We start from the raw sequence: 13,301 nt of genomic DNA on the forward strand, positions 1-13,301 counted from the left end.
CCGTCGGCCGGGCTCCAGGGCCGAGCCGGCGGTTCACCAGAAGGCGAAATGCCTGACAGGAGCCGCACCCGGAGGAGATCCTGGTTCCGGCGCCGACAACCATGCAAGATCGCGCAAGTGAAGTGACAGGAGTGGCAGCGATGGCGATACGGTTCGTTGGTATCGACCCGGAGACCGGCCAGGGGAACAGTCCGACCGTCTGGGTGGACGAGGAGAACGGGGACTTGCTGGTCCAGACCTTTGTGGCCGACGAAGCGTCGGTCAACGGTGTCCTCGCGGCCGGCCACGGTCCGGACCACGAGAACACGATCCCGGCGCACGAGGGTGTGTTTCGGATTCCGGCCCGCATGGTGCCGATTCTCAGGAAGGCGTGTGATGAGGCAGAGCGTTCCCAGCTTCTTCGAGATGCTGGACTCGGCGACCAGCACGGCGGTTCATCTGGAACTGCGTGACCAGTACAGCGTCGCCGAGGAAGCTTCCGAACTCGCCAAGTGGCACCGCGGCGAAGCCGTCGACGTCGACCCCGAATCGGAGTACTGGAGCGGGTGGAGCAACCTCGTCCGCCGCACCGTCGCCCGAGGTGTCCAGGTGCGCCGGGCCCGCGTGGTCTCGGTGCCGGTGACCGACTACGTCCGGTACGAACACCACATCACGAGCGTGAACCTCGCGATCGGCGAGCAGGTCCGTTGGTTGCCCCGCAGTGAGGCGTCGGGCATCGCCCTGCCGGGCAACGACTTCTGGCTCGTGGACGGCCGCGCCGTTCGCTTCAACCTGTTCGACGGCCCCGGGGCGGCGCTGGCCCCCCAGTACTCCGAGGGCCCCGCGGTTGTCGAGCTGTGCGCCAGCGCCTTCGAAGCGGTCTGGGAGCGCGGAACGGAGCACGAGAAGTTCGTCGTCTGATCTGCTGCACAGGACCTCCGGATCATGCCCCTGTCTCCCTCGTCCAGTGCGCAGAGCGCCCGAGAGACGATCGCCAAACGATTGAAATACCTGCAGCAGGATGCCGGCCTGACAGGGCATGATCTGGCGCTGCGGACGGGCTTCAGCGAATCCAAAGTCTCACGAATCGCAGGCGCGAAGACACCGCCCTCCGCCGATGACATCCAGCGGTGGTGCGCTGCCTGTGGCGCTGAAGGCGAGGCTGCTGATCTGGTAGCCGCCGGTCGGGCTGCCGACGAGATGTACGTGCAGTGGAAGCGGCTGCATCGAACCGGGATGAAGCACGCTCAGGATGCCATCCTGCCCTCGTTCGAGAACAGCCGGCACATCCGCATGTACTGCTCCAACGTCATGCCTGGGATGGTTCAGCGTCGTCAGTATGCCCGTGCGCTCATGGGAACCATCACGGCGTTCCAGAACACACCGAACGACGTTGAGGCTGCCGTCGAAAGTCGGCTCCAACGGGATCGCTATCTCCACCAGGGGAACTGCACCTTCGCCTTCGTACTGGAGGAGACGGTCTTGTACTACCCTCTGGGCGACGACGAAGCCATGGCTGATCAACTTCACCACCTGATGGACATCATGGCTCTGCCGCGCGTGAGCCTCGGGGTGATCCCCTTCCGAGCCCCGCGAACCATGTGGCCACTCGAAGCCTTCTACATGTTCGACGACCGGCAGGTCGACGCCGAGCTGCTCACTGCCATCGTCAGGATCACGACTCCGGGCGAGGTCGTCGCGTATTCGAAGGCGTTCCGAATTCTCTCGGGCATGGCAGTGCACGGCGGCAAGGCCCGGACCCTGATCGAGCAGGCCATCCACGCCCTCGGGTGAATCCGTGCAAGACGGTGCAAGACGGTGGCACTGTCTGTAGACGGCTCCCTACGGTCTATCACGCACCCCCACCGCCTCGGCGAAGGAGGACAGACCGATGGCGCGACGCAACCCCGAGCGCAAGTACCACAAGGCCGTGACCGGCCCCACAAGGTTCGAGCTGCTGCGACCCCCCGTCCCGGGCAGGGTCAGCATCCTGCGGGAGTGGCCGCCCTGTTCCTGCGGCAGGGACGTGTGTCCGGACAGGGGCATGCGGTGAGTCTTCGCGAGATCGCTGCCCGCCCGCACATCGTGCCGCCGGACGCCGACCAGTGTCCGGGGTGCGCGTTCTTCGACCGGGCCCAGGCCCAGTACCCGAAGGCCGTGAACCCGACGATCGGGCGCATGCTCGCGCGCAACCGTGCCAGGCACCTCGAGGACGGGGAGTGCGTGGCGTCGGAGGTGGCCGGTGAGTGACCAGGACGCGGCCCCGGCGGCCCCGGACTGCACCGCCGAGGAGTTGGTGAGGCCGGTGGATCCGCTCGCGTGGCGGCCCACCCACCCGTGGCCCGCGAGGGAGACGTCCGGGCCCCGGCCGGTCCTGGCGCCGGAGGACTGGACGGAAGAGCCGCTGTCGGACGGGGACAGGGTACGCCGCGCCCGGCTGCTGGCCCGGGTGCGCGAGGCCAACCACCCCCGGCTGCGCTGATGAACCCCTGCGCCGCACCGGTGTTCGGCATGGGCGGCCTCTGGGCGGGCCGGCGGCGGGCGTGGGACGGCCTGCCGCCCGCCGGTCCCCGATCGGTGCTCAACTGGAGCCCCTGCCGACCTGCCGGTGCAGCCACGAGCCGAGGACCGCGTAGTCTGCGTCGGTCAGACCGACGCGGGGGTCGACGCGATGGAGCAGGGCGGGTCCCGGGTGGTGGCCGGCGACCCACGCCCGATCGGTGTCGGTCACCTCGTCGTCGACCCAGGCGAACGGGCGCCCCTCGGCCCGGGAGACAAGGGTGCGGGTCTTCCAGTGCAGTCCGTGCCACTCGTCCTGCTGGTCGACGGCGGACGGCTCCGGCCAGACGACCACCGCGAGGCGGGGAAGGCCGATGCGGGGAGCGATGCAGTCGTTGGCGTCGGCCATCCATGTCGTGGCCCACACGAGGTCGCACGGGAGCGCCAACAGGCGGGGTCCGTGCGCGGGATCGATCCTGCCGAGGAGCGGATTCGCGTCGTCACCGAGTTCGTCGGGCCCCGTCGCGAAGCTCCGATACGTGTCGGGTGCCGCGCCGAACGGGATCAGAGGTCCGTCGACGTCGAGGAACAGCAGCGGACGCTGCGCGGAGCCGGCCATGGACGCACGATAGCGTTCGCCGGTCAGGCGGCCAGGGCGAGGCCGAGAGTGATTGCGACGGGGGCGAGGTAGAGGAGGGGGCGGTCGGGCCGGATGTGACAGCGGCACCGGAAGGTCTTTCGCCGGGCCCGGTCCCGCCCGGCGGACGGCCGGTCCAACGGGTCCGGCGGGTCCAACGGGTCCGGCGGGCGCCCGGCCACCGGTGCGCTGTCGTCACGGTGACCGGGCTCTGAGCGTGGTGGACGAGTCCGGACGGCGAAGGGGGGATGTCCGCCGTCCGGACGTCGCACTCGCCCACCGCACCCTCTTGTCACCCCGATCCGCCGCCGCAAACCACCCCGGACGGACACCGGTCGCGGTCGGCCGCGCGGCGGGCCTGCAGGAGGGGCCTGAGGGAGGAGGTCAGCCGCCCGCCGGGGTGGCGGGGCGCCCATCGGCGCCCGCGGCGTTCCAGGCGGCCTCGACCATCCGGAAGATCTCCTCGAGCGCCGCGTCCGGATCGGCCGCCTCCCGGGCCAGGGTGAAGGCGTCGACCGCGAATCGTGCGATCGTGCGGCAGGCCGTGGTGCTGTGCCGCGGCCCGGTTCCCTCGGTGACGGCGTCACCTGCGGCGATGGCGGCGGCCAGCGACTCCGCGTGGCGCAGCCTCATGGTCGCCTCGTACTGCCGCAGGGCGGGCGAGGTGTCGATCAGGTGCCAGACCGGTGCGGCGCCGTCGGCGGTGCAGTGGTGCACCAGGGCCCGGATCTCGCGGTGGAGCGCGGGAACGAGCGCCTCGTCCGGGGCCCGGCCGGCGACCGCGTGGACGAGTCGCTGCTCGAAGTCCTGGTCCTGTTCGAAGACCAGGGCCTCCTTCGAGGCGAAGTGGGCGAAGACGGTGGTGACGGCGACGTCGGCCTCGGCGGCCACGTCACGGATTCCCACCGCGTCGTAGCCGCGTTCGAGGAACAGCCGCAGTGCGGTGTCGGCGATCTTCTGACGGGTGGCGGCCTTCTTGCGTTCGCGGCGCCCGGTCAACCCGGTCGACCCGGTGCTCTCGGTCATCCATCCACGCTATCAGGTGCAAAATCCTCACAACTACAAAACACTAACGGTTAGTGCTACGGTCGTCCGCATGAAGAAGATGGTCTTCGCCGAGTTCGGCGGCCCCGACGTCCTGCACCTCCTCGACACCGACGAGCCCCGCCCGGGGCCCGGCCGGATACGCATCGCCGTCCGCGCCGCAGGCGTGAACCCCGTCGACTGGCGGATCCGCGAAGGCCAGATCCTCGGCGCCCACCCCACCCGACTGCCCTCGGGACTGGGCCTGGACGCCGCCGGGGTCGTCGACGCGGTCGGGGAGGGCGTCCGCGGAACACAGGTCGGGGACCACGTGTTCGGCGAAGGCATCGACACCTACGCCGAGTTCGCCGTCCTGACGGCCTGGACCGCCATGCCCGCAGGCCTCACCTTCGAGGAGGCCGCCGGCTACCCCTCGGTGGTCGAGACCGCACTGCGGATCCTGGCCGAGGTGGGCGTCCGCCCGGGGCAGACCCTGCTGGTCAGTGGCGCGGCGGGCGGCGTCGGCTCGGCCGTCCTGCAGATCGCCCGCGACCGCGGCATCCGCGTCATCGGCACGGCCGGAGCCCACAACCAGGACTACCTGCGGAGCCTGGGCGCCCTCGCCACGACCTACGGCGAGGGCTGGCCCGACCGGGTGCGCGGGCTCGGCCGGGTCGACGCCGCCCTCGACCTGGCCGGCTCGGGCGTGGTCCCCGAACTCGTCGAACTCACGGGCGACGCACGGAAGGTGGTCTCCATCGCCGATCTCGGTGCACCCGATCACGGCGTCCGGTTCTCGGGCACGGCCGGGAGCGTGCCGGAGGCACTCACCACGGCCGTGGACCTCATCTCACGAGGAAAGCTCCACATCCCCGTCGAGAAGTCGTACCCGCTCGCCGAAGCGGCGTCGGCCCACATCGACAGCCGCGCCGGCCACACCCGCGGGCGCCGGGTCCTCGTGGTGCGGTAACCCCGCCCGACGCCCGCGTATTCACACCATCCGAATGCACAGCTGCACGGCTGTACGGCCGCTCACGCCGTGGGACGGAAATGCGAATTCCTGGCGATGATCACGCTCCGACACTCGTCACAGGATCTCGATGGACTTCACCTGCGGCGGGCGGTTCGGGAACGTGATGTCCGTCCAGCGGTTGATCCTCACCGAGTCGCCGTTGACGTCGTAGTAGATGAGGTCGTTGTTCCCGGTGGAGATCCGGTCGACCCACCAGTTGCCGAAGTCGGTCCGCCCGGCGTTCGCGTAGCAGTCCACGCTCTCCCGGCCGCCACTGTGCGACCAGATCTTCAGGAAGTCCTCGCCTCCCCGGCACTCGACGTGGTCGATGGCGAACGCGTTGTTCGGCACCGCCACGGTGAACGCGGCCGCGGCGGCGAACGTCGCGGCCGCGACGCTCATGAGCTTCTTCGTCCTCGAGATCACGAATTCTCCTCGCACGAATCGAAAACCGAATCGAAAATGCACGAAGCGACCAGCAGTGATTGCATCGTGTCCGATCAGCATCCCGTCGGGCGAGGTCACGGTCAATTGCTTGTCCGGCACACCGACTTCGTGTCGGCCGTTTCCGCCCGAGGCGCGCCGTGCCGGGCGGGACGGCAGGGGCACCAGAGGCCCGCGTACACGCCGGCCGGAAGGAGGTGACGCCGCTCGGACGGGGACCGACCGCTCCCCTCGTCACCGCCCCGGCCTGGGAAAACGTCCGTGCGGGCCGCCGGAGGCAGGCGCCGACCCGTCGCCGTGCCGGCGGCCGGGTCGAACCCGCCGTGCCGCTCCCGCCCGGCAGGCGCTCCGGGGGCGCGTGGTCTATCCTTCACCACCTTTGGGGCGCACGCGGTCGGTCGACCGGTTCGATCGCCGGCCACGTCGACACCGGCGCGGTGCCACGAAGCGGGACCGGAACGCCGACAGCGGCCCGCCGGGGACGGCGGGCCGCTGCGACCGGTAGTGGTACCGGCAGTACAGGTGGTGCGGCGACTGCTACTTGAGGCCGGTGTGGATCGCGTTCACCAGCTCGCCGTTGGCGGTGTCACCACTGAACTCCCAGAAGAAGGCGCCGCGCAGGTTCTGCGCCTTGGCCCAGGCCATCTTGGCGGTGATGGTCGCCGGGGTGTCGTAGCTCCACCAGTTGGTACCGCAGTGGGCGTAGGCGGTGCCGGCGACCGTGCCGGTGGCGGGGCAGGTGTTCTTGAGGACCTTGTAGTCCTCGATGCCGGTCTCGTAGGTGCCGGCCGCCGCGCCGGTGGCCGTGCCGCCCGGGGCGGACTGGGTCACGCCGGTCCAGCCGCGGCCGTAGAAGCCGATGCCCAGCAGCAGCTTGGAGGCGGGCACGCCGATCGACCGGTACTTGGCGATGGCATCGGCCGAGTTGAAGCCGGCCTTCGGGATGCCGTCGTAGGCGGTGAGCGGGGAGTGCGGGGCGGTCGGGCCCTTCGCCGCCCAGGCGCCGAAGAAGTCGTACGTCATGACGTTGATCCAGTCGAGGTACGGCGCACCGGCCGCGTAGTCGGCCTTGTCGATGTTGCCGCCCTGCGAGGCGTCGGCGGAGACCGCCACCGTGACCAGGTCGCGGCCGAACTCGGTGCGCATCGCCTGGACCATCTTCTTGAACGAGTCGGCGCCGCTGGTGTCGCAGGTCAGGCCGCAGGCGTTCGGGTACTCCCAGTCGAGGTCGATGCCGTCGAAGACGTCGGCCCAGCGCGGGTCCTCGACCAGGTCGTGGCAGGACTTGGCGAACGCGGCCGGGTTCTGCACGGCCTGGCCGAAGCCGCCGGACCAGGTCCAGCCGCCGAAGGACCAGATCACCTTGATGTGCGGGTAGAGGCGCTTGAGTTCGCGCAGCTGGTTGAAGCTGCCGCGCAGCGGCTGGTCCCAGGTGTCGGCGACGCCGTCGACGGACTGGTCGGCGGTGTAGGCGCGCTCGTAGTCGGCGTAGGCGTCGCCGATGGTGCACTTGCCGTTCTGGACGTTGCCGAAGGCGTAGTTGATGTGGGTGATCTTCGCGGCGGAGCCGGAGGTGACCAGGTTCTTCACGTGGTAGTTGCGGCCGTAGACGCCCCAGTTGGTGAAGTACCCGAGCTTGACCTGGTCGCCGGTGACGATGTCGCCGCCGGTGGTGCGCACGGTGCCGGGAGCACTGGCGGGGCCGGTCAGGTCGGCGGTGTCGCGGGCGACGACGGTGTAGGTGTAGCTGGTGCCCGCGGTGAGGTTGCTGTCGCTGTAGGTGAGGCCGGTCACCGTGGCGACCTTGGTGCCGTTGCGCAGGACGTCGTAGTTCTTGACGCCGGTGTCGTCGGTGGCCGCGGTCCACGACACCTTCAGCGAGGTGTCGGTGATGTCGGAGCCGACCGGGGTGCCGGGCGCGGAGGGCGCCTGGTTGCCGGGCAGGTCGGTGCCGTCGCAGGAGGCGCCGTTGAGCTTGCAGCCGCTGGGCGCGCCGGGGCCCGCGCCGTTGAAGCCGAAGGTCACGGTGGCACCGGGGGCGAGGGTGCCGTTCCAGCCCTTGTCCTTGGCGGTCCAGTGGTTGCCGGTGCTGGTGACCGTGGCGTCCCAGGCGGAGGCGACGCTCGTGCCGGCGGGGAAGTCCCACTCGATCGTCCAGGACGTGAGCGTGGTGGTACCGGTGTTCTTCACCGTCCACTTGCCGTCGAACCCGGAGCCCCAGTCGGAGCCCTTCGCGAAGGTGGCGGTGGCCGCGGCGGCGGCCTGGGCGGGGGTGGACAGGCCGACGACGGCGACCAGCGGCAGGGCGAGCGCGGTCAGGCCGGCTGCGGCGGCCCTCAACCTCTTTGTGGGCAGGACGGAACGAGTCAGCAAGAGGGGGCTCCTCGACGTGGGGGCGGACAGGGGTGGGGGAGTCCGTGACCGCACACTGCGCGACGTCCGCCGCAGGGTGCTCCGGCGAGACTAGAAAGGTCCAGACCAACCAGTCAAGAGGTTCAGACCACTTTTCCTTTACCTTCTCTTTGCCGAAACCGGGCACGCCGGACCGGAGCCCCGATGACGTGCCCGTATTCGACGAGTCGTCATGCCGGGTCCTCGTCGGACGACTTGGGCGGGGCCGCGGAGGCGGTCACGACTCACCCGGGTGGGGCACCCCGCCCCTGCGGAGGGGTGCCCCCGGGCCGACCCGCCCGAGCGGGGGTCAGTCCTGCTCGCGCCGCGTGCGCCGCAGAGCGACGAGCCTCAGGACGACATTGGCCGTGCCGACGGTGATCTGGAGGAGGGTGAGCACGGGCTGGAGCACACTCAGGTCGTGGGCGAGTCCGGAGAGGACGGTCATCTTCGCTTCCCTTCCGCGGCAGGAACGTCCGGCCGTGAAAGGAGCCTCGCCGCGCGGACGTTCCCCGTCCGGTCCGCTTGGCACGGAGCGGGGAATACGCGGAGAATCACGGGTGGTCCACGCGGGGAACCGGATTCTCCGCACGGGGAATCGGGGGTCTCGATGCCACGACGACGCCGCGCGGTCGACCCGGCCGCACCTGCGGCGGTGCGCGAGCTGGCGCTGCGGTTGCGCGAGGTCGCGGAGGCGGCGGGGTTCCCGACCAACTCCGGGCTCGCCGCCGCCTCCGGACTCGGCGAGACGGTGGTCGGCGAAGTGCTGCGGGGCATACGGGCTCCTACGACCGGCACCCTGGGCAAGCTCCTGACGGCCTGCGACATCGCACCGGACCGGTCGTGGCAGACGATGCGTTCCCGGGCGCAGGCCGCCGACCAGCAGAACCGGGCGCGGACCGCGGAGGCCGACCGGCAGGCCGCCGCACGCCGCGAGGTCACCGGCACCCACCGGTCGGCGGCCGAACTGGCCCGGCGGCATCTGCTGCTGCGGGGTCGCGCGCACCTCGGGGCCGACGGTGACCTGCCGTCGGTCGGATCGGTCCGGGACCGTGCCCTGCTGCGCATCCACCCCGCACCGCCCGTGCGCGGGTACCGCGGCGACGTGGTCCTGGATCCCGAACTGCCCAGCTACGTCGAGCGCGACCGCGACCTCGAGCTGCGCGCGGAGCTCGGCCGTGCGCGCGACCACGGCGGACTCGTGCTCCTCCAGGGGCCGTCCGCGGCCGGCAAGTCCCGGGCGGCGGCGGAGGCCATGTGGAGCTGCCTGCCGGGCTGGCAGCTGCTGATCCCCGTCGTCTCCGCGGACCTCGCGCCGCTCGCCGATCCCCGGTTCGACCTGTCCCGCACCGTGGTGTGGCTCAGCGACCTCCAACTGCACCTCGGCCCGGGCGGCGCGCACGTGCACGCCTTCGACCGGCTGCTCGCCCACCCGGGCCGCCCGGTCCTCCTGGCCACGATCAGGTCCAGCGAGCGGGCCGCCCTGCGCGGCGACGGCGAGGAGGCCGGACCGCACGACGGTCAGCAGCGCGCGGTCGCCACCGCGGGCGACCTCCCGATGGTCCAGGACCTGCTGGGCCGCGCCCGCACCGTGGTGCTGGAACGGCTGTTCACTGCGGCCGAGCTCGGACGCGCCGGGCGACTCGACGGTGACCCGCGCATCGCCACCGCCCTTCCCGGGACGAACCGGTTCGGCCTCGCCGAACTCCTCGCCGCCGGACCGGAGCTCCGGGACCTGCTGGCGGCGCACACCGGCGACGCGGACGGTCAGTTCGTCGGCGCCGCGCTCGTCCACGCCGCCGTCGACTGCGTCCGCGCCGGCTGGAACCGCCCGGTCCCCGTCGAACTGCTGCGCGGGCTCGTGCCCCAGTACGTGCCCGCCGAACTGCGTGGCGACGTCACGGCCGAGTCCTTCGACACCGCCGTCGCCTGGTCGACGCGTCGCCGGCGCGGCTACAGCCGACTGCTGATCCCCTCCGTCGACGACCGCCGCGCGCTGAGCGCGTTCGACTACCTGGTCGACGACGCCCAGGCCCAGCACGGCCGGGCCGTCCCGGAGGCGGTCTGGCACGCCCTGGTCCCCGCGGCCGACCCCGAGACGGCGCTCACCCTGGGCGAGCGGGCCCTGAACGCGCTCGCCGGCAGCGCCGCGGAGGCCGCCCTGCGCAAGGCACTGGACAGCGAGGTGGCCGACGTCGCCGCCGACGCGGCGCGGCGGCTCGGCCGGCTCCACCTGGACCGGGGTGAGGCTTCCCCGGCGGAGGCCGTCCTGCGGCGGGCGGAACGGTCGAGCGGATGGCGGGACGACCTGAACGCGTACCTGGTCGACTGCGGCCGGTACGACGAGGTCCTCGACCGCTGGATCGCGGACACCGACGTCACCGGGCCCCGCCGCGAGCCGGACGGCCTCTTCGCGGCCCTGACGGCGTGCGCGCGCTGGACCGACCTGGAACGTCTGCTCCTCGCGCGGAACTCGAACGGCCCGGCCCGGCAAACGCTGAATGCCGAGCTACGGGCCGTGAAACGGCTCCGCTGGAGCGATCCCGGGCAGCGGCTCACCCTCCCCTTCCCGGCTGTCGTGCTGCGCAACACCTCCCCCAACGGCTCGTCGTCGTGGCAGTGGTGGCGCCGACGGATCGCCTCGCTGTCCCAGCCGGCGCACCGGCGGCCCGCGACGGAGCATGCCGAGGGCCGGCTCGACGCCCAGGACCCGTTCGCCTCCGAGAAGGAGCGCCTCGTTCGGTCGGCGGCCGAGTGGGACCACGGCCGGTCCCTGTACGGCTGGAGCCACCTGCTGTTCTTCCTCTCCTCCCACGGACGGCGCGACGAACTCGAACCACTGCTGCACGAAGCGCTGGCCGACGGGGCCATGGGAGTCGCCGACGTCCTGGAGCGGCGGCGGGCGATCGCCCGCCGCATCGCCGCGCCCGTGCTGCCACCGGTCCCCGACGACGGCGAGGACTTCTCCCCCGCACTCGCACGGGAGTTCGGGAATGTCTCCGAGCACCTCGACCCACGGCCCACCGAACAGCTCGACCGGCACCTGGCCGCGATGTTCCACGAGTTGCATCCGGGGCCGGCCGCCCGCGACTTCACCGAGGCCGAGGCAGAGCAGGAAGCCCGACGCACCGGCCACGACCTGCCGGTCCTGGAGTACTTCCGCCGGGCCGGCCGGTGGCACGAACTGCTGGACCGCTGCCGGCCCTTCCCGACGATCGTGCCGTGGCCCCACCTCGAACTCGGCTACCACGTCCTGGCACACGTCCGGCTCGGTCGGTGGCCGGAGGCCGAGGCCGTCGCACGCCACGCCTTCGAGGCGGGCGAGTCGTCGCTCGGCCCGGTACTGGCCGAGACGCTCCTCCACCGGCCCGACGGTCCCGCCCAGGCACAGCGGCTGCTCCACCGGCTCATCGGCACCGCGCCCCGACGCCCCGTCAACCGGCTGATCCGGCTGCTCCTCGACACCGGGCGCACCGAGGACACCGAACGGGCCATCGGACTGGTCCGCCGCCACGGCGAGGTCGCGCCACCGCCCTGCGGACAGGTCACCGCCGCCCTGATGGCGCTCCATCGGCTGCCGGCGATGGAGCCCGTCTGCCGCGAGCTCATCCACAACGAGCGCTGGGAGGACAAGCGCGCGTCCGGTTGGGAGGAATCGACCCAGGGCATGTGGACCGCGCTCGCCGCCCACTACGACGCACTCGCCGGCCCGGACCGCGCGGACGACGAACTGCGGCAGGCCGTCGACGACGGCGACCTCGGCGCGCGCCATGTGCTCGCCCGCCGCCTCCATCGAGCCGGCGACGACAACGGCGCACTGGGGCTGCTCGACCGGATCGACAGCGCCGGTTGGAACCGCCGCCTCGACGCCGTCCTCTGCGGAGCGCTGCGCGTCCGGCTGCTGCACCACCGGCAACAGCACGACGAGGCGGCCCTCGACCTGCTGCTGACCGCCGATCCGCTGCTGCTCCGCCGGCTCGGCGACCTGGACCCCGCCTTGAACGCCCCGGAGATCTCGGACGTCCTGTGGTGCGTCCGCGCCGCCGTCCCCGACCTGGAACCGGGCTACCGGTGGCAGTACCACCACCTCCGCCGCGCCGTCGGCGAACCGGAGTGACGGACCCGAGCGCTCCGAAGGCCCGCCGCCCGGTGAAGCACGCCCGCCCTCTCCCCGTCCGGCCGGACACCTCGGGGTCGGGCGGGCCGCGAGAGCCCGGCCCGCCCGACCCCGAGGGTGTTCAGGCGGTCAGACCGGGCTGCAGGGGCGCAGCCGGGGGCAGGGCTCCGGCCTGGGGGACGGGTTCGGCGGCGGGCCCCTGTAGCGCCTCCGGGTCCGGGTTCTCGGCCGTCCGCAGTTCGGCGGGGTGGGCGGCAGCGCCCTCGCCCGACGGGTGGGACAGGTCGGACGGGTGCGACGGACCGTGCTCGGTGGTCCGGGTGGCTTCGGCGCGCACGATGGCGCCGATGGCGGAGAAGACGTCGAAGGGCATGGTGGATCTCCTGCGGTACGGCATGAAAGAGGGGACGCAGGAAGCCGGGCCGGGCCCCGCACCGCCGTGTCGCGCGGCGCGTGGAGCCGAAGTCGCCCGGCGGGCCCTCTCAGCAGCGCAGGACCACACCTCGTGCACCGATGGCCTCGGTCCCGGTCCGTCCGGAACACCTGGTCGTGGGCGAGGCGGTCCGGGCAGGATCGTGCCCCGCGAACGCCTCACCCGGAGGCAGCGGCGGCTGCCCGCACCCCGCCACGCACGCCGGTCCCGCGCGGTGGGCACCGGAGTGCACCGGGACGGTCCCGTGGCTCCGACGACGCTCGGCGGGTTCGGGGCACTCGTCGGTGCTCGGGGCGACCAGCGGCAGCGGATCCGCTCCCCCGACGGGAGCCTCCTGGACAGTGACGCAGTGCGCACCGGCCACCCACGGCCGGGCCTCGGCGGCATCCGCCCCGCCCAGCAGGACCAGCGCGGCGCCCAGCAGCGCCGTCACGGCACACCGGACCACGGAGTGCCAGTGCCGGGGCGCACACCGCATACGACGAACCTTCCCGAGGAGTGGGCCCCAGCCAACTCCTCCGACCGCCCCCGAAGCACGCCCGGCTCACCCGGTGGTGACAGGAATTCACCCGTGTGGGCGCACCGGCGGCACCTGCGCGGGCCCGGCGGTCAACGGGACGGGGCCGCCCGACGGGGCCGAACGCCGACACTCGGCAGGCTGACATCCACCGGTCCGGAAGTGTGGGGGCCCGCCCCCCGACGGGCCGGGGGGGGGGGGGGGGTAGGCGTTGCGGTGGGCGGGGGGGGCGGGCGTCGGTGAAGTTGG

Annotated in this window: 13 protein-coding genes; 7 read left to right on the plus strand and 6 right to left on the minus strand. The window is 72.1% G+C overall.

Annotation, left to right across the window (positions count from 1 at the left end; translation table 11 throughout):
• The first annotated feature begins 140 nt into the window (after positions 1-140).
• From ACIPYS_RS26470 to ACIPYS_RS26490, 5 genes are all read left to right on the plus strand, one after another.
• Positions 141-452, plus strand: a complete 312-nt coding sequence (locus tag ACIPYS_RS26470; protein ID WP_400750312.1) for a hypothetical protein — start codon at positions 141-143, stop codon at positions 450-452.
• Positions 376-900 (plus strand): DUF6879 family protein, encoded by a 525-nt coding sequence (locus ACIPYS_RS26475; protein ID WP_400750315.1) that lies wholly within the window; start codon positions 376-378, stop codon positions 898-900. Before ACIPYS_RS26470 ends, ACIPYS_RS26475 begins: the two co-directional genes overlap by 77 nt.
• A 24-nt stretch (positions 901-924) precedes the next feature.
• Positions 925-1,773 carry a helix-turn-helix domain-containing protein gene (locus tag ACIPYS_RS26480; RefSeq protein ID WP_400750318.1) on the plus strand — a complete coding sequence of 283 codons (849 nt, stop codon included), beginning with the start codon at positions 925-927 and terminating at the stop codon, positions 1,771-1,773.
• 204 nt (positions 1,774-1,977) lie between these two features.
• Positions 1,978-2,229, plus strand: a complete 252-nt coding sequence (locus tag ACIPYS_RS26485) for a hypothetical protein (RefSeq protein WP_400750321.1) — start codon at positions 1,978-1,980, stop codon at positions 2,227-2,229.
• A complete protein-coding gene (locus ACIPYS_RS26490; protein WP_093864207.1) occupies positions 2,222-2,461 on the plus strand; it encodes a hypothetical protein in 240 nt (79 codons plus the stop codon). The genes ACIPYS_RS26485 and ACIPYS_RS26490 overlap by 8 nt, the downstream gene beginning before the upstream one ends.
• A gap of 99 nt (positions 2,462-2,560) precedes the next feature.
• Here the strand turns inward: ACIPYS_RS26490 and ACIPYS_RS26495 are convergent, their stop codons facing one another.
• Positions 2,561-3,097, minus strand: a complete 537-nt coding sequence (locus ACIPYS_RS26495) for an HAD domain-containing protein (protein ID WP_400750325.1) — start codon at positions 3,095-3,097, stop codon at positions 2,561-2,563.
• A gap of 402 nt (positions 3,098-3,499) precedes the next feature.
• A complete protein-coding gene (locus tag ACIPYS_RS26500; RefSeq protein WP_400750328.1) occupies positions 3,500-4,141 on the minus strand; it encodes a TetR/AcrR family transcriptional regulator in 642 nt (213 codons plus the stop codon).
• A 70-nt stretch (positions 4,142-4,211) separates the two neighbouring features.
• Here ACIPYS_RS26500 and ACIPYS_RS26505 point away from each other — a divergent pair, with 70 nt between their 5' ends.
• Entirely contained in the window at positions 4,212-5,108 is an 897-nt protein-coding gene (locus ACIPYS_RS26505; protein WP_093864204.1) for an NADP-dependent oxidoreductase, read from the plus strand.
• Positions 5,109-5,225: 117 nt separating this feature from the next.
• Here the strand turns inward: ACIPYS_RS26505 and ACIPYS_RS26510 are convergent, their stop codons facing one another.
• From ACIPYS_RS26510 to ACIPYS_RS26520, 3 genes are all read right to left on the minus strand, one after another.
• Positions 5,226-5,552, minus strand: coding sequence for a beta/gamma crystallin domain-containing protein (locus tag ACIPYS_RS26510; protein ID WP_400750471.1), 327 nt, complete (start codon positions 5,550-5,552; stop codon positions 5,226-5,228).
• Positions 5,553-6,131: 579 nt separating this feature from the next.
• Positions 6,132-7,967, minus strand: coding sequence for a glycoside hydrolase family 18 chitinase (locus ACIPYS_RS26515; protein WP_173862206.1), 1,836 nt, complete (start codon positions 7,965-7,967; stop codon positions 6,132-6,134).
• Between the two features lie 328 nt (positions 7,968-8,295).
• Positions 8,296-8,433, minus strand: a complete 138-nt coding sequence (locus tag ACIPYS_RS26520) for a hypothetical protein (RefSeq protein ID WP_159425211.1) — start codon at positions 8,431-8,433, stop codon at positions 8,296-8,298.
• A 162-nt stretch (positions 8,434-8,595) separates the two neighbouring features.
• Here ACIPYS_RS26520 and ACIPYS_RS26525 point away from each other — a divergent pair, with 162 nt between their 5' ends.
• A complete protein-coding gene (locus ACIPYS_RS26525) occupies positions 8,596-12,102 on the plus strand; it encodes a hypothetical protein (protein ID WP_400750331.1) in 3,507 nt (1,168 codons plus the stop codon).
• A gap of 121 nt (positions 12,103-12,223) precedes the next feature.
• On the opposite strand, the gene ACIPYS_RS26530 is transcribed toward ACIPYS_RS26525, so the two are convergent.
• Positions 12,224-12,475, minus strand: coding sequence for a hypothetical protein (locus ACIPYS_RS26530; RefSeq protein WP_400750333.1), 252 nt, complete (start codon positions 12,473-12,475; stop codon positions 12,224-12,226).
• Between the last annotated feature and the right edge of the window lie 826 nt (positions 12,476-13,301).

Origin of the sequence: Kitasatospora sp. NPDC089913 (assembly GCF_044748625.1) — a bacterium.
Lineage (GTDB): Bacteria > Actinomycetota > Actinomycetes > Streptomycetales > Streptomycetaceae > Kitasatospora.

Bases quoted from the DNA above. Each gene is read 5' to 3' on its own strand.
- ACIPYS_RS26470 (WP_400750312.1), top strand. From the start codon at position 141: ATGGCGATACGGTTCGTTGGTATCGACCCGGAGACCGGCCAGGGGAAC.
- ACIPYS_RS26475 (WP_400750315.1), top strand. From the start codon at position 376: ATGAGGCAGAGCGTTCCCAGCTTCTTCGAGATGCTGGACTCGGCGACC.
- ACIPYS_RS26480 (WP_400750318.1), top strand. From the start codon at position 925: ATGCCCCTGTCTCCCTCGTCCAGTGCGCAGAGCGCCCGAGAGACGATC.
- ACIPYS_RS26495 (WP_400750325.1), bottom strand. From the start codon at position 3,097: ATGGCCGGCTCCGCGCAGCGTCCGCTGCTGTTCCTCGACGTCGACGGA.
- ACIPYS_RS26500 (WP_400750328.1), bottom strand. From the start codon at position 4,141: ATGACCGAGAGCACCGGGTCGACCGGGTTGACCGGGCGCCGCGAACGC.
- ACIPYS_RS26505 (WP_093864204.1), top strand. From the start codon at position 4,212: ATGAAGAAGATGGTCTTCGCCGAGTTCGGCGGCCCCGACGTCCTGCAC.
- ACIPYS_RS26510 (WP_400750471.1), bottom strand. From the start codon at position 5,552: ATGAGCGTCGCGGCCGCGACGTTCGCCGCCGCGGCCGCGTTCACCGTG.
- ACIPYS_RS26520 (WP_159425211.1), bottom strand. From the start codon at position 8,433: ATGACCGTCCTCTCCGGACTCGCCCACGACCTGAGTGTGCTCCAGCCC.
- ACIPYS_RS26525 (WP_400750331.1), top strand. From the start codon at position 8,596: ATGCCACGACGACGCCGCGCGGTCGACCCGGCCGCACCTGCGGCGGTG.
- ACIPYS_RS26530 (WP_400750333.1), bottom strand. From the start codon at position 12,475: ATGCCCTTCGACGTCTTCTCCGCCATCGGCGCCATCGTGCGCGCCGAA.